This is a genomic window from unidentified bacterial endosymbiont, assembly GCF_918797525.1.
Taxonomy (GTDB): Bacteria; Pseudomonadota; Gammaproteobacteria; order Enterobacterales; family Enterobacteriaceae; genus Enterobacter.
Genome location: NZ_OU963893.1, coordinates 2756630 through 2777096, shown reverse-complemented (window position 1 = coordinate 2777096; position 20467 = coordinate 2756630). Strand labels below are relative to the sequence as shown.

Genomic DNA, 20467 nt, shown 5'->3' with positions numbered 1-20467 from the left:
CTGGGGATGACTCAGCGTAGTGGCGGGTTTTTTTTGCGTTTCATTCCGGATCCTGCCGCCATGCCGGAGGATAAGAACGCAGTGTGCTGGAACTGGATTTTAAGCAACAGAGAAGTGATGGTGGTGGGGGAAGGATTCGAACCTTCGAAGTCGATGACGGCAGATTTACAGTCTGCTCCCTTTGGCCGCTCGGGAACCCCACCAGGGGTAATGCTTATTTTGAGGTACAACTTGGAGATGGTGGTGGGGGAAGGATTCGAACCTTCGAAGTCGATGACGGCAGATTTACAGTCTGCTCCCTTTGGCCGCTCGGGAACCCCACCACGGGGTAATACTTTTACTGGCCTGCTTCCTGCTGGAAGCGGGGCGCATCATATCAAATGACACGCCCCTGTAAAGCGTTACCACACTAAAAATAAACTGGTTGCCTGATTTTTACGCGTAAAGCCGTAAAGCTAACCAATGCATTTTCAGGCGATTAAAGAATAATCGTTCTGTTACCGTAGACAAACACGCGCTGTCCCAGCACTTGATACAGCGCCCGGCTAAGCACGTTTTTCTCAACGTCTCGTCCGGCTCGCATCATATCTTCTGCCGTGTAGGTGTGATCCACATGAATTACGTCCTGCATGATGATTGGGCCTTCATCCAGATTGTCATTCACATAGTGCGCGGTTGCGCCAATGATTTTAACGCCACGCTCATACGCCTGATGATAAGGGCGTGCGCCAATAAAGGCCGGCAGGAAGGAGTGGTGAATGTTGATTATCTTATTAGGGAAACGCGACACAAAGGACGGCGTCAAAACGCGCATGTACTTCGCCAGAACCACGTAGTCCGGGCTGTGCGCTTCAATGGCCTGCGCCATCATATCGTCGTGCTCTTCACGGGTATAGCCTTCGTGGCTGACCAGTTCAAAGGGAATATCAAAACGCTCGACCAGGCTACGCAGCGTGTCGTGGTTGCCAATAACGGCGGCGATTTCAACATCCAGCCCACCGTAGTTGGCTTTCATTAACAGATCGCCCAGGCAGTGTGCCTCCTTGGTGACAAGAATCACCACCCGACGACGGCCTGCGGGTGTCAGTTCGCGAATTGAGCCTTCCGGCAAGGCACTATCCAAATCGGCAAGCAGAGTGTTGTCGTTGAAAATGCCTTCCAGCTCGGTACGCATAAAAAAGCGGCCGGTACGGTGGTCAACGAATTCGTTGTTCTGCACGATATTCAGCTCATGCTTATAACAAATGTTGGTAATTCGTGCGATCAGCCCTTTCTGGTCGGGACAGATAGTGCGCAGAACTTTACGTTGTAGTGATTGCATCGCCGGGAAATCCTGTTTTTGTATTTGCGAAGTCTGGGTTATCAGGCATTACTGCCCGCAACACTTTTTAAATTTTTTACCTGAGCCACAGGGGCAGGGATCGTTACGACCAAACTGAGGACGCGTACCGTCTATATAATACCACTGCCCACTTTCCTTTAAGAACCGGGAACGTTCGATAATCACGCCGGGCTTATTGTTGTCTGTAAATCGGGCAACAAAGCTCACGTAACCTTCATCAGCGCTACTGCCTGGTGCAGAGTCATAGACCCTGAGGCCGAGCCACTCGGTGTTAGCGAATCCGCTGACGATATCCTGCCTGAATTGGGCCGCCTGACAGGATGGATGCCAGGTTTTGATCAGGTAGTCTGCGTCTTTGATCACAAAAGCAGCATACCGCGAATGCATAAGGTGTGACGGGTCTGGTGCAACCTGTTCTCCAGTGAGATATCGCTGGCAACATAAGCTATACTCCAGAGCGCTACCACAGGGGCAGAGTTGAGACACGATTCTCTTCCTGTAACAAAAAATAAAGGCGTAAAACGCTTCGGGTAGCACTATGTTAACTGAGCCGTTGCGTTGACGCTATGCCGGGATCCAGGGGACGTAAAGCAGGGCTAATGAGAAAAGTGAAAATTGGACTGGCGCTGGGCTCAGGTTCAGCCCGGGGGTGGTCGCATATTGGCGTGATTAATGCCTTGAATAAGATGGGTATTAGCGTTGATATTGTTGCGGGCTGTTCTATCGGTTCGCTGGTCGGGTCTGCCTACGCATGCGGTAAGCTTGCGGAACTTGAAGGCTGGGTGCGTTCCTTTAGCTACTGGGATGTCCTGCGGTTGATGGATCTCTCCTGGCAGCGCGGAGGATTACTGCGTGGCGAACGCGTCTTCAATCAGTTCAGCAAGATTATGCCTCTCAACGATTTTAGCCATTGCCGGTTGCCGTTTGGTGCCGTCGCGACCAACCTCAGTACGGGACGCGAACTCTGGCTTACCGAAGGCGATTTGCATCTTGCCGTTCGCGCTTCCTGCAGCATACCGGGGTTAATGGCGCCTGTCCCGCATAACGGCTACTGGCTTGTTGATGGCGGAGTGGTCAATCCGGTCCCTATCTCCCTGACGCGTGCGTTGGGAGCAGAGATCGTAATTGCCGTCGATTTGCAACATGATGCGCACCTGATGCAACAAGATCTTATGCCGGTCAATCTGCATGCTGACGATGCCGGGCGGGAGAAACTGGCCTGGCACGAACGTTTACGCGTACGCATGGGGCGTCGCTCGGTGAGTGCGCCTACGGCAATGGAAATTATGACCACCTCCATTCAGGTGCTTGAAAACCGACTTAAGCGCAACCGTATGGCGGGTGACCCGCCAGATATTCTTATTCAACCCTATTGTCCACAAATTTCTACCCTTGATTTCCACCGGGCTGAGGCCGCCATCGCAGCAGGCTCTCTGGCCGTCGAAAAGAAAATGGACGAGTTGTTACCCTTGGTGCGAACAGCACGTTGAGCATCCTTTTTGATTACTTCAGCAAAATCTGACAGGCGATAGTACCAATAGCATGCCACTATTGAGTAACTGTAAGCCACAGGAGGAACCATGACGCAGCCATTGACCGGAAAACACATACTGATTGTTGAAGACGAGCCCGTTTTCCGCTCGCTGCTGGAATCGTGGTTATCCTCACTTGGCGCAATGACAACGCTCGCTGTGGATGGTATCGACGCGCTGGAAAAAATGACCGTTTTTACCCCCGATCTGATGATCTGCGATCTTGAGATGCCGAGGATGAATGGCCTCAAGCTTGTGGAGCATTTGCGCAATGAAGGTGACCCGCTACCCATTCTGGTCATTTCCGCGACAGAGCATATGGCGGATATTGCCAAAGCCTTGCGCCTGGGGGTACAGGATATTCTATTGAAGCCGGTTAAAGATTTGACCCGTTTACGCGAAACAGTATTAGCTTGCCTGTACCCTAATATGTTTAATTCTCGCGTCGAGGAAGAAGAACGTCTTTTCCAGGATTGGGATGCATTAGTCAGCGATCCTTTCGCGGCGGCGAAGTTGTTACAGGAGCTTCAGCCGCCGGTTCAGCAAAATATTTCTCAGTGTCGAGTAAATTATCGACAGCTGGTTGCAGCCGATCAGCCCGGACTGGTGCTCGATATAGCGCCATTGTCTGATGCGGATCTGGCCTTTTATTGTCTTGATGTCACTCGGGCAGGAGATAACGGCGTATTAGCCGCGTTGTTACTTCGGGCGCTATTTAATGGTCTGTTGCAGGAACAGTTATCGCACCAGGGACAAAGATTGCCGGAGTTAGGAACGTTACTTAAGCAAGTAAACCAACTTTTCCGTCAGGCCAATTTACCGGGGCAATTTCCGCTGTTGGTCGGTTATTACCATAGTGATTTGAAAAATCTTATCCTCGTTTCGGCAGGCCTGAATGCCACCCTGAATACTGGAGAACATAATATTCAGGTGAGCAACGGTGTACCGCTTGGCACATTGGGAACAGCTTATGTTAATCAAATAAGCCACCGTTGTTCCTCCTGGCAGTGCCAAATTTGGGGCGGCGGTGGGCGGTTACGCTTAATGTTGACTACGGAATAAGCAGTTAACTTTTATTCGAGAGAATGCTTTTCCTGTGTTTTGCCTGGAATGCTAGTATCCCGGTCCAGATTCATGCGTATTTGTCTTAATTGATCGGTAACGCGTTCTTTTCAGACCCGGACTGTTGGGGAAGGCTGATATACTTAACGCGTTATTAAATGCATAAAAGTTCAAAACTTGAACAGCTCAGGAGAATTTCAATGGCTGCCCTAAATTCGAAAGTCAGAAAGGCCGTTATCCCGGTAGCGGGATTGGGGACCAGGATGTTACCCGCAACTAAGGCAATCCCTAAAGAGATGTTGCCTCTGGTTGATAAGCCATTAATCCAGTACGTCGTTAACGAATGTATTGCTGCAGGCATTACTGAAATTGTGCTGGTTACGCATTCATCTAAAAACTCAATCGAAAACCATTTCGATACCAGTTTTGAACTCGAAGCGATGCTGGAAAAGCGTGTTAAACGTCAGCTCTTAGCTGAAGTTCAGTCTATATGTCCACCGCACGTCACTATTATGCAAGTTCGTCAGGGTCTGGCAAAAGGCCTGGGTCATGCTGTGCTGTGCGCACATCCTGTTGTGGGTGACGAGCCTGTCGCGGTTATTCTGCCAGACGTTATTTTGGACGAATTCGAATCCGACCTCTCTCAGGATAACCTGGCTGAGATGATTAAACGCTTCGACGATACCGGCAGCAGTCAGATTATGGTTGAGCCGGTTGCAGACGTGACCGCCTACGGTGTGGTTGACTGCAAAGGCGTGAAGCTGCAAGCGGGTGAGAGCGTGCCGATGATTGGCGTGGTTGAGAAGCCTAAGGCCGACGTAGCGCCGTCTAACCTTGCGGTTGTCGGTCGTTATGTCCTGAGCGCGGAAATCTGGCCATTGTTGGCGAAGACCCCTCCAGGCGCGGGCGATGAAATCCAGTTGACGGATGCCATTGATATGCTGATCGAGAAAGAAACCGTTGAGGCTTACCATATGAAGGGCAAGAGCCATGACTGCGGGAATAAATTGGGTTATATGCAGGCATTTGTGGAATATGGCATCCGCCACAACACGCTGGGTGAAGAATTTAAAGACTGGCTTAAAGACAGCATGGGTATTAATAAATAACCTGAGCGTCAATTGAACAAGACCGGTGCGGCGTATGCTGACCGGTTTTTTTATGTCCCTGGCATGCTACCGTGGCTTCGCAATGTCAGGGAACATAAAGAGGTTATTGTCGGAGCATGACAAAGTGTAAGTGGATGTTTAGCGTGAATTGCAGGTATAAAAAATCCCGCATTAAGCGGGATTTTAGAAAATAGATTCGGATTAATCCTTAATCAGGAAATCTTCCAGCTTTTTGCCTTGCTCATCCATTGCTTTCTTGATAACAGCAGGAGTACGACCCTGGCCAGTCCAGGTTTTAGTTTCGCCGTTCTCGTCAACATAGCTATATTTAGCAGGACGAGCAGCGCGTTTAGCTTTGGTGCCGGTTTTAGCTGCAGCCATGCTGTTCAGCAATTCGTTAGGATCGATACCGTCCGCAATCAGCATTTCACGATATTGCTGTAGTTTGCGAGTACGTTCTTCAACCTCAGCCGCCGCCGCGCTTTCTTCTTCGCGACGTTCATTAACGACAACTTCTAATTTTTCCAGCATTTCTTCAAGCGTTTCGAGGGTGCATTCTCTCGCTTGCGCACGAAGAGTACGGATATTGTTCAGAATTTTAAGTGCTTCGCTCATTGTAGTAATCTCAAACTTATAATGGGGGTGGTTTGTTGTCCTAATAATAGAGCGATAATTTGAGTTGTGCAATAGGTGTGAATGTAAGGAATTCAAAAAATACCAAATAATGGCCACTATTATTAATTACGCTCTCTTAGAATTTACCCTGTTTCTGGCTCGCTTGTTATCACCCATCCGGTCTTAGGCGCGTTGGTGACATGTTCTTTTGTGACATTTAGCGCAGGAATTATAGTTGCGCAGGACAAATATCAGCCTTTTGTATTACTCCATAAAAGCCCTGGCTCCGACGGTAATAGTTAATAAATAGTGAATTTTAATCAGCGCTGATTCCAGTATAAAAAGAAGTGTTATGTTTCAGGAAATGCTTAACTTATAAGAGGCGCTGAAAGCGTTTACTCCCTGTTTTAACGGATTATTTTTGTGAGCCGGAAGGGGGAGTTCCACTCTCTAAACCACACAATCTGTACGGTATGTCGCTGAAGACGAGACAAAATATGGTACAATGAATCATTGGGAATATTACACATTGATTAGGGTTTTACGGCCAATGGCACAACTTTATTTCTACTACTCGGCAATGAATGCCGGTAAATCCACGGCGTTGCTGCAATCCTCATACAATTACCAGGAGCGCGGTATGCGTACCGTGGTTTACACGGCAGAAATTGACGATCGCTATGGCGCCGGTAAGGTAAGCTCGCGGATAGGCCTCTCGTCGCCAGCCCGGCTGTTTAATCCGCAAACCGACCTGTTGCGCGATCTGCGCGATACACACGCTTCACAGCCTGTTCATTGCGTCCTGGTTGATGAGAGCCAGTTCCTCACCCGTGAGCAGGTTCATGCGCTTTCTGAGGTTGTGGATGAGCTTGATATTCCCGTGCTGTGCTACGGACTGCGCACGGATTTTCGCGGGGAATTATTTGCCGGGAGTCAGTATTTGCTTGCCTGGTCCGATAAGCTCGTGGAACTGAAAACCATCTGTTTCTGCGGCCGTAAAGCCAGTATGGTGCTTCGCCTCGATCAGTCCGGAAAACCCTACGCTGATGGCGAGCAGGTGGTAATAGGAGGGAATGAACGTTATGTATCGGTTTGTCGCAAACACTATAAAGAAGCATTGGTTGTCGGTTCACTGGCGGGCATTCAACATGACAACCGTAAATAATGCCCTTCAGAATCTCCTCAACTCACACGTAATGATATAAAAAAACCCGCCAATGGCGGGTTTTTTAACAGGCTGTCAATTAAGCGCTTTTCTTCGCTTTTTTATCAGCTTTTGTTAACGGTACGTCTACTTTAACGGCAGCAACGTCACCTTCTTTAAACTCGCGGCCGTAGTAGGTATCCAGCAGGATCTGTTTCAGCTCGGAGATCAGCGGATAGCGCGGGTTAGCACCTGTACACTGGTCATCGAATGCATCTTCAGACAGCTTATCAACGTGGGCGAGGAAATCTGCTTCCTGAACGCCTGCTTCGCGGATGGATTTAGGAATGCCCAGCTCAGCTTTGATGCTATCAAGCCATGCCAGCAGTTTCTCAATCTTGGCCGCAGTACGATCACCCGCCGCGCTCAGACCCAGATGGTCTGCAATTTCAGCGTAACGACGACGTGCCTGAGGGCGGTCGTACTGGCTGAAGGCAGTCTGTTTAGTTGGGTTATCGTTAGCGTTATAACGGATAACGTTGCTGATCAACAGGGCGTTCGCCAGACCGTGTGGAATGTGGAACTGAGAGCCCAGTTTGTGCGCCATAGAGTGGCAAACGCCCAGGAAGGCGTTAGCAAACGCGATACCGGCGATAGTTGCCGCACTGTGCACACGCTCACGGGCTACAGGGTTTTTAGACCCTTCATTGTAGGACGCTGGCAGGTTTTCTTTCAGCAGTTTCAGTGCCTGCAGAGCCTGACCGTCGGAGAACTCAGAAGCCAGTACAGAAACGTAGGCTTCCAGGGCGTGCGTTACAGCATCCAGACCACCGAAAGCACACAGGGACTTCGGCATGTCCATCACGAGGTTAGCGTCAACCACAGCCATGTCTGGGGTCAGCGCATAGTCTGCCAGTGGATATTTCTGACCTGTAGCATCATCGGTAACAACCGCAAACGGCGTGACTTCGGAACCGGTACCGGAAGTGGTGGTGATCGCAACCATTTTTGCTTTCACACCCATTTTCGGGAACTTATAGATACGCTTACGGATGTCCATAAAGCGCAGCGCCAGTTCTTCAAAGTGCGTTTCCGGATGCTCGTACATAACCCACATGATTTTAGCGGCATCCATTGGGGAACCGCCGCCCAGGGCGATGATCACGTCTGGTTTGAAGGCGTTCGCCAGTTCAGCGCCTTTGCGAACAACGCTCAGGGTTGGGTCAGCTTCAACCTCGAAGAAGACATCAGTTTCTACACCAGCCGCTTTAAGAACAGAAGTGATCTGGTCTGCATAGCCGTTGTTGAACAGGAAACGGTCAGTCACGATGAGCGCACGTTTGTGACCGTCGGTAATCACTTCATCCAGCGCGATTGGCAGAGAGCCACGGCGGAAGTAGATAGATTTCGGAAGTTTGTGCCACAACATGTTTTCAGCTCGCTTAGCAACGGTTTTCTTGTTGATCAGGTGTTTTGGACCAACGTTTTCAGAGATGGAGTTACCACCCCATGAACCACAACCCAGAGTCAGGGATGGCGCGAGTTTAAAGTTGTAGAGGTCACCGATACCCCCCTGAGACGCCGGGGTGTTGATCAGGATACGCGCTGTTTTCATCATCTGACCAAAGTGAGCAACACGTTCTGGCTGGTTGTCCTGGTCAGTGTACAGGCAAGAGGTATGACCGATACCGCCCATAGCCACCAGTTTCTCGGCTTTTTCTACCGCGTCATTGAAATCTTTCGCACGGTACATCGCCAGAGTTGGAGACAGTTTTTCGTGAGCAAACGGTTCGCTTTCATCGACAACGTTAACTTCGCCGATGAGGATTTTGGTGCTTACTGGAACGGTAAAGCCTGCAAGCTCAGCAATCTTATAGGCAGGCTGGCCAACGATAGCGGCATTAAGCCCGCCATTCTTCAGGATGATATCCTGAACGGCTTTCAGTTCCTGGCCCTGCAGCAGGTAGCCACCGTGGTTGGCGAAACGCTCGCGAACCGCATCATAAACGGAATCAACAACCACAACGGATTGTTCAGACGCACAGATTACGCCGTTATCAAAGGTCTTGGACATCAGTACGGAAGCAACAGCGCGTTTGATATCTGCGGTTTCATCAATCACGACAGGGGTGTTACCAGCGCCTACGCCGATTGCCGGTTTACCGGAGCTATATGCTGCTTTAACCATACCTGGACCGCCGGTTGCCAGAATAAGGTTAATATCCGGATGGTGCATCAGCGCGTTGGACAGTTCTACAGAAGGTTGATCGATCCAGCCGATAAGATCTTTAGGCGCACCCGCAGCGATAGCTGCCTGCAGCACGATGTCTGCCGCTTTATTGGTTGCGTCTTTCGCACGTGGATGCGGAGAGAAGATAATTGCGTTACGGGTCTTCAGGCTGATGAGCGATTTGAAGATAGCCGTTGACGTTGGGTTAGTGGTCGGAACAATACCGCAAATGATGCCAATGGGTTCTGCGATGGTGATAGTCCCGAAAGTGTGGTCTTCAGACAACACGCCACAGGTTTTCTCATCTTTATAGGCGTTGTAGATATACTCTGAAGCGAAGTGGTTTTTAATCACTTTATCTTCAATGATACCCATACCAGATTCGGCAACGGCCATTTTAGCGAGAGGAATTCGAGCATCTGCAGCAGCCAGAGCGGCTGCGCGGAAGATTTTATCAACCTGTTCTTGGGTGAAATTGGCATATTCACGCTGGGCTTTTTTTACGCGCTCGACGAGTGCGTTCAGTTCAGCGATGTTGGTAACAGCCATAATGCTCTCCTGATAATGTTTAAACTCTATTAGTAAACCAGCGCTCGATACGAGAGTCAGTATAGTCAGAGCCACTAGTCCTTGCGTAACACACAATAAAACAGAGGGTTACTGGGTACTCTAACGCACTAATTTACTAAAAGAGCCTTACCTTAGCATCATACCTTTTTGATAGGTTTCCTGTGGGGGCGTCATCAAGATTACTCACTTCTGAGTACGAAAATTATGATCTGCGTCAATTTTCTCATAAGCTGATACCTTTCAGCAGGGTTATTTCAGAGAGATTATTCCACTGTTAAATAATTACGTAACTATTGCAAGCGATGCTGTTATGGAACTTACAAATGGTTAACATCTTATATTGATACGATTTCGCGCAAATTTCTGGTGAAGAATGCTGCCAAAAAGCGTATCTTCAGCGCGGTTTTATCATAATAACTGTTTTCCCGGCCCATGCTCATTCGCGGAGCGAAATGTGATTCAAACGCTTTTTGATTTCCCTACATATTTTAAGTTTTTTATCGGACTGTTTGCCCTGGTTAACCCGGTAGGGATTATTCCTGTCTTCATTAGTATGACCAGCTACCAGACAGCAGCGGCAAGGAATAAAACCAATCTGACGGCTAACCTCTCTGTGGCCATCATTTTGCTGACCTCCTTGTATTTAGGCGATGGCATCCTGCAGATATTTGGGATTTCTATCGATTCATTCCGTATTGCGGGGGGGATCCTGGTCGTCACTATTGCCATGTCGATGATCAGCGGAAAATTAGGTGAAGATAAACAGAACAAGCAGGAGAAGTCAGAGACCTCAGTCCGGGAGAGCATTGGCGTAGTACCACTGGCTTTACCGCTGATGGCCGGGCCGGGTGCAATCAGTTCCACAATTGTATGGGGTACGCGCTACCATAGCCTGATGCACCTGATTGGCTTCTCCGTAGCCATCGCGCTTTTTGCGCTCTGCTGCTGGGGTGTATTTCGCATGGCTCCCTGGCTGGTGCGTTTACTCGGGCAGACGGGCATCAACGTCATCACGCGTATCATGGGTCTGCTCTTAATGGCGCTGGGAATTGAATTTATTGTGACCGGCATTAAAAGCATTTTCCCCGGGCTATTGCACTAATTGTTTCATATGAAAGAGCGGAGCCAGCGGCTCCGTTTTTTTACGTAATTATCAGCAAATCATATAAATAAAGTTGAAATGCACACATGGCATAATAAATTCTTCTAATAATATTCTTATCTGAAATTTCAACTATTTAGTTAATTCATTGCATCTTACCTGCACACAAATCCTGCAATCGCACTGTTATTTTAATCACATGATACACTGGGGCTTGCTGAGAGATAACTGAAATGTTATTAGTAATTTCAACGTTCCCCCAGAATAATGTGCTAAATAATAATCACATGTTAAATTTTCGTACAAAACCAGTCGACGAGAGCGTAGCGACGCGCTTATAGAGATGCTTTTCTCTATCGTATTGAATTAAAGGGTTTTATCTGGGTTTTGATGTCAGGCAGGGTGTCTTCCAGAGAAATTTCACCCACCATAAAAGAGAATTACTTAACAAATTTGCAAAATGTATTGGCGCACGAAACCGCCATTTGGTACTTTCCGGCCTTATATTTTGCAGCAGAAACCAAGAAGATGAGAATTATTTTCATGTGGCTCTCTTCCCGGATATCAAATGCGCGCCTAAGACAGGGGTGGTGCGTAAAGAATCGACGCAAGACGGCCAAACGAGCAGTCAGTAATAATGAAGTCGGTGATAGCAAGAAGTAAAAAAGAACCTGACAGCAGCAAAAAAAACTCCTGCGCTGTACAGGCCCTAACAGGGGATTACACAACTGGCGAAGGCCAGTAATTATAATGAGTGGAGTATCAACACAATGTCCATCATCACCAAAAAAAGTCTGGTAGCGGCGGGGATTTTAACTGCGCTAATCGCGGGCAACGTTGCAATGGCGGCAGACGTTCCGGCAGGGGTTCAGCTGGCTGAAAAACAAACGCTAGTACGTAATAACGGCGCGGAAGTGCAGTCTCTCGACCCGCATAAAATTGAAGGTGTTCCTGAGTCTAACGTGAGCCGTGACCTGTTCGAAGGTTTGCTGGTGACTGACGTAGACGGCCATCCGGCACCGGGCGTGGCAGAAAAATGGGACAACAAGGATTTCAAAGTCTGGACCTTCCATCTGCGTAAAGATGCGAAATGGTCTGACGGTACTCCGGTTACCGCCGAAGATTTCGTCTATAGCTGGCAGCGCCTGGCGGATCCCAATACCGCCTCTCCCTACGCGAGCTATTTGCAGTACGGGCATATTGCCAATATTGATGACATCATCGCAGGTAAAAAGCCTGTCACCGATCTCGGTGTTAAAGCCATTGATGCCAATACCTTTGAAGTTACGTTGAGCGAGCCCGTTCCGTACTTCTATAAACTCCTGGTGCACCAGTCAGTGTCGCCAGTTCCAAAAGCCGCGATTGAGAAATTTGGTGAGAAATGGACCCAGCCTGCCAATATCGTAACCAATGGCGCCTATAAGCTGAAAAGCTGGGTGGTCAACGAACGTATGGTTCTGGAGCGTAACCCGCAGTACTGGGATAACGCGAAAACCGTGATTAACCAGGTGACCTACCTGCCAATTTCGTCGGAAGTGACGGACGTCAACCGCTACCGCAGCGGTGAAATCGACATGACCTATAACAACATGCCGATTGAACTGTTCCAGAAGCTGAAAAAAGAGATCCCGAACGAAGTTCACGTCGATCCGTATTTATGCACTTACTATTACGAAATTAACAACCAGAAAGCACCGTTCAACGATGTCCGTGTTCGTACCGCGCTGAAGCTGGCTCTGGATCGTGACATTATCGTCAATAAAGTCAAAAATCAGGGCGACCTGCCGGCTTACAGCTACACTCCGCCTTATACCGACGGTATGAAACTGGTTGAACCTGAGTGGTTCAAATGGAGCCAGGAAAAACGTAATCAGGAAGCAAAAAAACTGCTGGCCGAAGCAGGATATACCGCCGATAAGCCGCTGACGTTTAACCTGCTGTACAACACCTCAGATCTGCATAAAAAACTGGCAATCGCTGTGGCGTCAATCTGGAAGAAAAACCTGGGCGCGAACGTGAAACTGGAAAATCAGGAGTGGAAAACCTTCCTCGATACACGCCATCAGGGCACCTTCGACGTGGCGCGTGCTGGCTGGTGTGCGGACTATAATGAACCAACCTCCTTCCTGAACACCATGCTCAGTGACAGTTCAAACAACACTGCTCACTATAAAAGCCCGGCGTTCGATAAGCTGATTGGCGAAACCCTGAAAGTGGCAGATGACGCTCAGCGCGCCGAACTGTACGCGAAATCAGAACAGCAGCTCGATAAAGACTCTGCGATTGTCCCGGTCTACTACTACGTCAACGCCCGACTGGTGAAACCGTGGGTAGGAGGCTATACCGGTAAAGACCCACTGGATAATATTTCCGTTAAGAATCTTTATATTATCAAGCATTAATGGCAATACGTGGGGCAAGCCAGCTTGCCCCACTGTGTCTATTTTGTAACATTCATCAGGCACACGCCAGAAGGTACGGGCAATGTTGAAATTTATCCTGCGTCGCTGTCTCGAAGCGATTCCAACGCTATTTATTCTTATAACGATTTCATTCTTCATGATGCGTCTTGCGCCGGGAAGTCCATTTACCGGTGAACGTACGCTGCCGCCAGAAGTCATGGCCAATATCGAAGCGAAATACCACTTAAACGATCCTATCTCCACGCAATATTTCAGTTATCTGAAGCAGCTGGCGCACGGAGACTTTGGACCGTCATTCAAATATAAAGACTATTCAGTTAATGACCTGCTGGCATCCAGCTTTCCGGTCTCGGCGAAATTAGGTGCTGCGGCATTCTTCCTTGCCGTCATTCTCGGCGTCACGGCTGGCGTGATTGCCGCCTTGAAACAAAATACCAAATGGGATTATGCGGTAATGGGGGTGGCCATGACCGGGGTAGTAATACCCAGTTTTGTTGTCGCGCCGTTACTGGTGATGATATTTGCTATCACGCTGAAATGGCTGCCCGGCGGCGGGTGGAACGGTGGGGCACTAAAGTTCATGATTTTGCCAATGGTGGCCTTATCTTTAGCCTATATCGCCAGTATTGCGCGTATCACCCGTGGTTCGATGATTGAAGTCCTGCACTCCAACTTTATCCGTACCGCGCGCGCTAAAGGTCTGCCGATGCGCCGGATTATTCTCCGCCATGCATTGAAACCCGCGCTGTTGCCCGTATTGTCTTACCTTGGCCCGGCCTTTGTCGGCATCATTACCGGTTCTATGGTTATTGAAACGATTTACGGCCTGCCGGGGATTGGTCAACTGTTTGTTAACGGCGCCCTTAACCGGGATTATTCGCTGGTACTGAGCCTGACGATCCTGGTCGGTGCGTTGACCATTCTCTTTAACGCCGTGGTCGATGTGCTGTATGCCGTTATCGACCCGAAAATCCGTTACTAACGCTGGAGCACGCCATGATGTTGAGTAAGAAAAACAGCGAGGCGCTGGAAAACTTCAGTGAAAAACTGGAAGTCGAAGGTCGTAGCCTCTGGCAGGACGCCCGTCGTCGCTTTATGCACAACCGAGCGGCCGTCGCCAGCCTGATTGTGCTGGTGATTATCGCCCTGTTTGTGACCCTGGCGCCGATGCTGTCGCAGTTCACCTATTTTGATACCGATTGGGGCATGATGTCCAGTGCGCCGGATATGGCCTCCGGACACTATTTTGGCACCGACTCCTCCGGGCGAGATCTGTTAGTTCGCGTGGCGATTGGTGGCCGTATCTCGCTAATGGTGGGCATTGCTGCCGCGCTGGTGGCGGTGATCCTCGGCACGCTTTACGGCTCACTTTCTGGTTACCTGGGCGGCAAAGTCGACTCCGTGATGATGCGACTACTGGAGATCCTCAACTCTTTCCCGTTCATGTTCTTCGTGATCCTGCTGGTGACCTTCTTTGGTCAGAATATCCTGCTGATATTCGTGGCCATCGGGATGGTCTCCTGGCTGGATATGGCGCGTATCGTGCGCGGGCAAACGCTAAGTCTTAAACGTAAAGAGTTTATCGAAGCGGCACAGGTTGGCGGTGTGTCCACCGGCAATATCGTCGTTCGCCACATTGTGCCGAACGTGTTGGGCGTGGTGGTGGTGTATGCCTCGCTGCTGGTGCCGAGCATGATCTTGTTTGAGTCTTTCCTGAGCTTCCTGGGGCTGGGCACACAAGAGCCGCTGAGCAGTTGGGGCGCATTGCTGAGCGATGGCGCAAACTCGATGGAAGTCTCCCCGTGGTTACTGCTGTATCCGGCGGGCTTCCTGGTGGTTACCCTGTTTTGTTTCAACTTTATCGGCGATGGCCTGCGTGATGCCCTCGACCCGAAAGACCGTTAAGGAGCGCCGCCATGACCATTATTGAAACGGCAACTGCGCCACAGGCGCAACAGCAGGGCGATATTCTGCTGGATGTTAAAGACCTCCGCGTGACGTTTAACACGCCAGACGGGGGCGTTACCGCTGTCAACGATCTTAACTTCAACCTGCGCGCAGGGGAAACGCTGGGGATTGTCGGTGAATCTGGCTCGGGTAAATCCCAGACGGCATTTGCGCTGATGGGCCTGCTGGCATCGAACGGCACGATCGGCGGCTCAGCGAAATTCAATGGTCGCGAGATCCTCAACCTGCCGGAGCACGAGCTGAATAAGCTGCGCGCCGAGCAGATTTCGATGATTTTCCAGGATCCAATGACCTCGCTAAACCCATACATGCGCGTCGGCGAACAGCTGATGGAAGTGCTGATGCTGCACAAAAGATTAGGTAAAGCCGAAGCCTTTGACGAGTCGGTTAAAATGCTGGATGCGGTGAAAATGCCGGAAGCGCGTAAGCGCATGCGCATGTACCCGCACGAGTTCTCCGGCGGCATGCGTCAGCGTGTGATGATTGCCATGGCGTTGCTGTGTCGGCCAAAATTGCTGATAGCGGATGAGCCGACCACCGCGCTGGACGTCACCGTACAGGCGCAAATCATGACCCTGCTGAACGAGCTCAAACGTGAGTTCAATACGGCGATAATCATGATCACCCATGACCTCGGCGTGGTTGCCGGTATCTGTGACAAAGTGCTGGTGATGTATGCAGGCCGTACGATGGAATACGGTAAAGCGCGCGATGTGTTCTACCAGCCTGCGCATCCATACGCGATTGGCCTGCTTAATGCGGTACCGCGTCTGGATGCAGAAGGTGAAGCCCTGTTAACCATTCCAGGCAACCCGCCAAACCTGCTGCGTCTGCCGAAAGGCTGTCCTTTCCAGCCGCGCTGCCCGCATGCGATGGACATCTGTAATAGCGCTCCCCCGCTAGAGGCGTTTGCTCCAGGCCGCCTGCGCGCCTGCTTTAAGCCGCTGGAGGCGCTGGTATGAACGTGACTGATGAAAAAAGAAATGTGCTGCTTGAGATAGCCGACCTGAAGGTACATTTTGATATTAAGGACGGTAAACAGTGGTTCTGGCAGCCGCCGAAAACGCTGAAGGCGGTAGATGGCGTCACGCTGCGTCTGTATGAAGGGGAGACGCTCGGCGTGGTGGGTGAGTCCGGCTGTGGCAAATCGACCTTTGCCCGTGCCATTATTGGTCTGGTTAAAGCCACCGACGGAAAAGTGGCGTGGCTGGGGAGAGATTTACTCGGCATGAAGCCAGACGAGTGGCGGGCCGTACGCAGCGATATCCAGATGATTTTCCAGGATCCGCTGGCGTCGTTGAACCCGCGCATGACTATTGGTGAGATCATTGCCGAACCGTTGCGCACGTATCATCCGAAGATGAAGCGTCAGGAAATGCGCGATCGTGTGAAGGCGATGATGTTAAAAGTGGGGTTACTGCCTAACCTCATCAACCGTTATCCGCACGAATTTTCCGGCGGTCAGTGTCAGCGTATTGGCATTGCGCGCGCGCTGATCCTGGAGCCGAAGCTGATCATCTGTGATGAGCCGGTATCGGCCCTGGACGTCTCAATTCAGGCGCAGGTGGTAAACCTGCTGCAGAAACTACAGCGCGAGATGGGACTGTCACTTATCTTCATCGCGCACGATTTGGCGGTGGTTAAACACATCTCTGACCGCGTACTGGTCATGTATCTGGGCCATGCCGTTGAGCTGGGCACCTATGATGAGGTGTACCACAATCCGTTGCACCCGTATACCAAAGCGCTGATGTCCGCGGTGCCCATTCCGGATCCCGATCTGGAGAAAAATAAAACTATCCAACTGCTGGAAGGGGAATTACCGTCGCCGATTAACCCGCCTTCCGGTTGCGTATTCCGCACGCGGTGTCCCCTGGCTGGACCGGAGTGCGCGAAAACACGACCGGTTCTGGAAGGCAGTTTCCGCCATGCGGTTTCCTGCCTGAAGGTAGACCCGTTATAATCGCAAGGGCTGACATGATGTCAGCAGACTGAGGCTGCATGCGCAGCCTTCAGTATTATTCGCGCCAGAGAATATGGCACAGCTTGTGATCTTTTTCCCGACACAGCAACACGCGGGCGAAAATGTCGTTGATTTCACCGCCGTCTTCATCTGCCAGGCCAATGACCACTTCGGCAAAGAAATCAGGATTAAGATCGAAATCAACGTGTTCAGCCCAGTCTTCCGCAGGGTCGAACAGTTCGGCACCGCCGCGCTCCTCGAACTGCAGGTTGAAGAGGATCACGTCTGCCGGATCGAGGTTATCAACCGCCAGTTCGAGAAAAATGTCATAGGCCTGCTCAAGCGTTTCGTCTTCTGTCAGGCGATTGTTCAGATCCATTTCCATGATGACTACCTGTTTAACATCGTTGGGCACGTTTTACAGCAACGGACTAAAGAAGTAAAACAGTCGTTCGGTAATTCTCTGCCACAGAGGGCGTTTCATCCACAGCCGGGCGTCAAGCAGACGCGAGCGGGAGATATAATCGTCCTGTACCGCCGCCAGATCGCCGCCGAATCCGGCGTCGTCAATGACCAGCGTGATTTCAAAATTAAGCCACAGGCTGCGCATATCGAGGTTAACGGTTCCGACAAGGCTCAGCTCGCCGTCGACCAGCACGCTCTTGGTATGCAACAGGCCGCCCTCAAACTGGTAAATTTTCACCCCGGCCGCCAGCAGTTCGCTAAAGAACGCGCGGCTGGCCCATCCCACCAACAGCGAGTCATTTTTGCGCGGCATAATGATGCTGACATCCACGCCACGCTGTGCGGCGGTGCAGATAGCATGAAGCAGGTCGTCGCTTGGCACGAAGTAGGGCGTGGTCATTATTAGATATTCACGCGCCGAGTAGGCGGCGGTGAGCAATGCCTGATGAATCAAATCTTCCGGAAAGCCCGGACCTGAAGCGATAGTGTGGATGGTATGACCGCTGGCCTCTTCAAACGGCATGATGTTGCCATCAGGCGGTGGCGGGAGGATCCGCTTACCGGTTTCTATTTCCCAGTCGCAGGAGTAGACGATCCCCATAGAGGTGGCGATGGGGCCTTCCATCCTCGCCATCAGATCAACCCATTGTCCAACACCGGAATCCTGTTTAAAAAAGCGAGGATCCACCATATTCATACTGCCGGTATAGGCAATATAGTTGTCAATCAAGATCATTTTACGATGCTGACGCAGGTCCATGCGTCGCAGAAATACGCGCAGCAGATTAACCTTTAGCGCCTCGACCACTTCGATACCGGCATTGCGCATCATACCCGCCCAGGGGCTGCGGAAAAAGGCGACGCTGCCAGCGGAGTCCAGCATCAGGCGGCAATGAATGCCGCGGCGCGCGGCGGCCATCAGCGACTCTGCCACCTGGTCTGCCATCCCGCCGGGCTGCCAGATATAGAACACCATCTCGATATTATGGCGTGCCAGTTGAATATCGCGGATGAGCGCCTGCATAACATCATCGGTTGAGGTCAGTAACTGAAGCTGGTTGCCTTTCACTCCGCCAATGCCCTGGCGACGCTCGCAGAGCTTAAAGAGCGAAGAGGCGACGCTACTGTTTTCCTCGGCAAAGATATGGTTGCAGGCTTTAAGGTCATTTAGCCATTTGGCCGTCGATGGCCACATGGCGCGGGCGCGTTCGGCGCGTCGCTTACCCAGGTGAAGTTCACCGAAAGAGAGATAGGCAATAATACCCACCAGCGGCAGGATGTAGATAATGAGCAGCCAGGCCATGGCAGAGGGAACAGCTCTGCGCTTCATCAGAATACGTAATGTCACACCTGCGATGATTAGCCAGTATCCCAGAATGACCAGCCAACTCACCACGGTGTAGAAGGTTGTCATGGTTAAAAAATCCTTTTGAAAGCGTATTGTTAAGAGTGTACGCATCAGGAATCATCTGGCAAATAAAAACGCCAGATAAAAGCGCTGGTGTGCCGCTGGGTTGGGTTTATAATGAGGGCTCTGTCAGAGAATGAGTTGTAAACATGAAGCGCAGTAGAACAGAAGTAGGGCGCTGGCGCATGTTGCGACAGGTGAGCCGTCGTAAGGCTCGTTGGCTGGAAGCACAATCCCGCCGCAATATGCGTATACACGCCATCAGAAAGTGTAGCCTTAACAGACACCGTAACGCGTTGTTGTTCGCGGTCCAGGACTTCTGAAAAACATTAGGGCACCGTAAGGTGCCCATTGTATATTTTAAGGCTATCAACTTTCGCACTCTCCCCCACACTGATTCCGCGCTAGAATGTCGCCTCCTGATGATATGAATTTTACCGAAAATGAATCCATACCTTTGGATATTTATTGTGCTATTAACAGTGGATGCGCTTAGGGAAAACTTAGGGCTGTCCTCTTTATCCACATTGGCGGGTGACCTCGTTAAAGGGCTACTGCAGTTATTTCACTAAAAGGAGGAGACGTGTTTGCGGAATTTGGTGTACTGAATTTTTGGACCTATGTTGTCGGCGCGTTTTTTATCGTACTGGTGCCTGGGCCAAATACCCTGTTTGTGCTAAAAACCGGGATTGGCCATGGTGTTAAAAAAGGCTACCTGGCCGCGAGTGGTGTGTTCATCGGTGATGCGGTACTCATGTTCCTGGCCTGGGCGGGTGTAGCCGCGTTAATCCAGACTACGCCTGTCTTATTTAATATCGTCCGCTATTTAGGGGCATTCTATCTGCTATGGCTGGGCGGGAAAATGCTGTGGTCGGTTATCACTCGCCAGAGTAGCGCGCACGCGAACGGAACCGAACCGGCCAGCATGATCATGAAGCGTTCACTGGTGTTGAGCCTGACGAACCCAAAAGCGATCCTGTTTTACGTTTCGTTCTTCGTACAGTTTATTGATGTGCGCGCGGAAAATACCGGCACCTCTTTTCTGATCCTCGCCACCACGCTTGAGCTAATTAGCTTTATGTATATGAGCTTCCTGATTTTCTCTGGGGCATTTGTTACGCGTTACCTGAAAACCAAAAAGAAACTGGCAACACTGGGTAATGGGTTGATAGGGCTGCTTTTTGTAGGGTTTGCGGCGAGACTGGCATCGCTGCATTGAGCAAGGGGCAGCGGTGTTGTTCGGCTGATAAGCTTCATGACTCCGAGTTGTCACATTTTCGCTATATCAGCTCAGACTGAGCGGCCACGAAACCGGCATCAAAGATTGTCGGTTTTTTATGTTACTTCTGCGATGTTTTTATTCATTGCCAGCCAGGGCTAGCGTGGCGGGTAAAGCCTTGCGGCGTCGTGTCGTCGTTCTTTAAGCAAATGATTTACTGAATCGACCACGTGTTCCGCGTTATGAGTCGCGCCTGAAGCAGGATGAGTCATAAAGGCGCTCTCAGGTGCGGCGAGTAAACGACGGGCTTTCTGC

General features: G+C 50.5%; 19 protein-coding genes and 2 tRNA genes. 13 read left to right on the top strand and 8 right to left on the bottom strand.

Annotated elements, in window-relative coordinates; genetic code table 11:
* Nucleotides 1–118 precede the first annotated feature (118 nt).
* The 4 genes from NL510_RS13295 to NL510_RS13280 all read right to left on the bottom strand — a co-directional run bounded on the left by NL510_RS13295 (nt 119) and on the right by NL510_RS13280 (nt 1828).
* A tRNA-Tyr gene (locus tag NL510_RS13295) sits at nt 119–203 on the bottom strand.
* 35 nt (nt 204–238) lie between these two features.
* Nucleotides 239–323, bottom strand: a tRNA-Tyr gene (locus NL510_RS13290).
* A gap of 155 nt (nt 324–478) precedes the next feature.
* Nucleotides 479–1321, bottom strand: coding sequence for a formyltetrahydrofolate deformylase (gene purU / locus NL510_RS13285; protein ID WP_253377431.1), 843 nt, complete (start codon nt 1319–1321; stop codon nt 479–481).
* A 48-nt stretch (nt 1322–1369) separates the two neighbouring features.
* Nucleotides 1370–1828: a YchJ family protein gene (locus NL510_RS13280; RefSeq protein ID WP_253377422.1), complete on the bottom strand. Its 459-nt coding sequence runs from the start codon at nt 1826–1828 to the stop codon at nt 1370–1372.
* A gap of 113 nt (nt 1829–1941) precedes the next feature.
* Between NL510_RS13280 and rssA the strand changes: the two genes are divergently transcribed.
* The 3 genes from rssA to galU all read left to right on the top strand — a co-directional run bounded on the left by rssA (nt 1942) and on the right by galU (nt 5045).
* A complete protein-coding gene (gene rssA, locus NL510_RS13275; RefSeq protein WP_253377420.1) occupies nt 1942–2832 on the top strand; it encodes a patatin-like phospholipase RssA in 891 nt (296 codons plus the stop codon).
* Nucleotides 2833–2922: 90 nt separating this feature from the next.
* Nucleotides 2923–3936 (top strand): two-component system response regulator RssB, encoded by a 1014-nt coding sequence (gene rssB, locus NL510_RS13270; RefSeq protein ID WP_253377415.1) that lies wholly within the window; start codon nt 2923–2925, stop codon nt 3934–3936.
* Between the two features lie 200 nt (nt 3937–4136).
* A complete protein-coding gene (galU, locus tag NL510_RS13265) occupies nt 4137–5045 on the top strand; it encodes a UTP--glucose-1-phosphate uridylyltransferase GalU (RefSeq protein ID WP_253377412.1) in 909 nt (302 codons plus the stop codon).
* Nucleotides 5046–5246: 201 nt separating this feature from the next.
* Here the strand turns inward: galU and hns are convergent, their stop codons facing one another.
* On the bottom strand, nt 5247–5660 hold the full coding sequence (gene hns / locus NL510_RS13260) for a histone-like nucleoid-structuring protein H-NS (RefSeq protein ID WP_253377400.1): 414 nt from the start codon (nt 5658–5660) through the stop codon (nt 5247–5249).
* Between the two features lie 550 nt (nt 5661–6210).
* On the opposite strand from hns, the gene tdk reads away from it, so the two are divergent.
* Nucleotides 6211–6825 (top strand): thymidine kinase, encoded by a 615-nt coding sequence (tdk, locus tag NL510_RS13255; protein ID WP_253377398.1) that lies wholly within the window; start codon nt 6211–6213, stop codon nt 6823–6825.
* Nucleotides 6826–6904: 79 nt separating this feature from the next.
* Here the strand turns inward: tdk and adhE are convergent, their stop codons facing one another.
* A complete protein-coding gene (gene adhE / locus NL510_RS13250; protein ID WP_253377396.1) occupies nt 6905–9583 on the bottom strand; it encodes a bifunctional acetaldehyde-CoA/alcohol dehydrogenase in 2679 nt (892 codons plus the stop codon).
* 475 nt (nt 9584–10058) lie between these two features.
* Between adhE and NL510_RS13245 the strand changes: the two genes are divergently transcribed.
* The 6 genes from NL510_RS13245 to oppF all read left to right on the top strand — a co-directional run bounded on the left by NL510_RS13245 (nt 10059) and on the right by oppF (nt 17060).
* On the top strand, nt 10059–10706 hold the full coding sequence (locus NL510_RS13245) for a YchE family NAAT transporter (RefSeq protein WP_253377395.1): 648 nt from the start codon (nt 10059–10061) through the stop codon (nt 10704–10706).
* 770 nt (nt 10707–11476) lie between these two features.
* On the top strand, nt 11477–13108 hold the full coding sequence (gene oppA, locus NL510_RS13240; protein WP_253377393.1) for an oligopeptide ABC transporter substrate-binding protein OppA: 1632 nt from the start codon (nt 11477–11479) through the stop codon (nt 13106–13108).
* A gap of 82 nt (nt 13109–13190) precedes the next feature.
* Nucleotides 13191–14111 carry an oligopeptide ABC transporter permease OppB gene (gene oppB / locus NL510_RS13235; protein WP_253377390.1) on the top strand — a complete coding sequence of 307 codons (921 nt, stop codon included), beginning with the start codon at nt 13191–13193 and terminating at the stop codon, nt 14109–14111.
* 14 nt (nt 14112–14125) lie between these two features.
* Nucleotides 14126–15034: an oligopeptide ABC transporter permease OppC gene (gene oppC, locus NL510_RS13230; RefSeq protein ID WP_182061338.1), complete on the top strand. Its 909-nt coding sequence runs from the start codon at nt 14126–14128 to the stop codon at nt 15032–15034.
* A gap of 11 nt (nt 15035–15045) precedes the next feature.
* Nucleotides 15046–16059: an ABC transporter ATP-binding protein gene (locus NL510_RS13225; RefSeq protein ID WP_253377388.1), complete on the top strand. Its 1014-nt coding sequence runs from the start codon at nt 15046–15048 to the stop codon at nt 16057–16059.
* Nucleotides 16056–17060, top strand: a complete 1005-nt coding sequence (gene oppF, locus NL510_RS13220) for a murein tripeptide/oligopeptide ABC transporter ATP-binding protein OppF (RefSeq protein WP_253377386.1) — start codon at nt 16056–16058, stop codon at nt 17058–17060. Before NL510_RS13225 ends, oppF begins: the two co-directional genes overlap by 4 nt.
* 55 nt (nt 17061–17115) lie before the next feature.
* On the opposite strand, the gene NL510_RS13215 is transcribed toward oppF, so the two are convergent.
* Both NL510_RS13215 and cls read right to left on the bottom strand, forming a co-directional pair.
* Nucleotides 17116–17445: an HI1450 family dsDNA-mimic protein gene (locus NL510_RS13215; RefSeq protein WP_003856748.1), complete on the bottom strand. Its 330-nt coding sequence runs from the start codon at nt 17443–17445 to the stop codon at nt 17116–17118.
* Between the two features lie 33 nt (nt 17446–17478).
* The gene (cls, locus tag NL510_RS13210; RefSeq protein ID WP_253377384.1) at nt 17479–18939 is read right to left on the bottom strand and encodes a cardiolipin synthase; all 1461 of its coding nucleotides are present in this window, start codon (nt 18937–18939) and stop codon (nt 17479–17481) included.
* Nucleotides 18940–19082: 143 nt separating this feature from the next.
* On the opposite strand from cls, the gene NL510_RS13205 reads away from it, so the two are divergent.
* From NL510_RS13205 to leuE, 3 genes are all read left to right on the top strand, one after another.
* Nucleotides 19083–19256 (top strand): YciY family protein, encoded by a 174-nt coding sequence (locus NL510_RS13205; RefSeq protein WP_253377375.1) that lies wholly within the window; start codon nt 19083–19085, stop codon nt 19254–19256.
* A 120-nt stretch (nt 19257–19376) separates the two neighbouring features.
* Nucleotides 19377–19505: a KPN_01571 family protein gene (locus tag NL510_RS22900; protein WP_366518878.1), complete on the top strand. Its 129-nt coding sequence runs from the start codon at nt 19377–19379 to the stop codon at nt 19503–19505.
* A gap of 11 nt (nt 19506–19516) precedes the next feature.
* The gene (gene leuE, locus NL510_RS13200) at nt 19517–20152 is read left to right on the top strand and encodes a leucine efflux protein LeuE (protein WP_253377372.1); all 636 of its coding nucleotides are present in this window, start codon (nt 19517–19519) and stop codon (nt 20150–20152) included.
* The last annotated feature ends 315 nt before the right edge of the window (nt 20153–20467 follow it).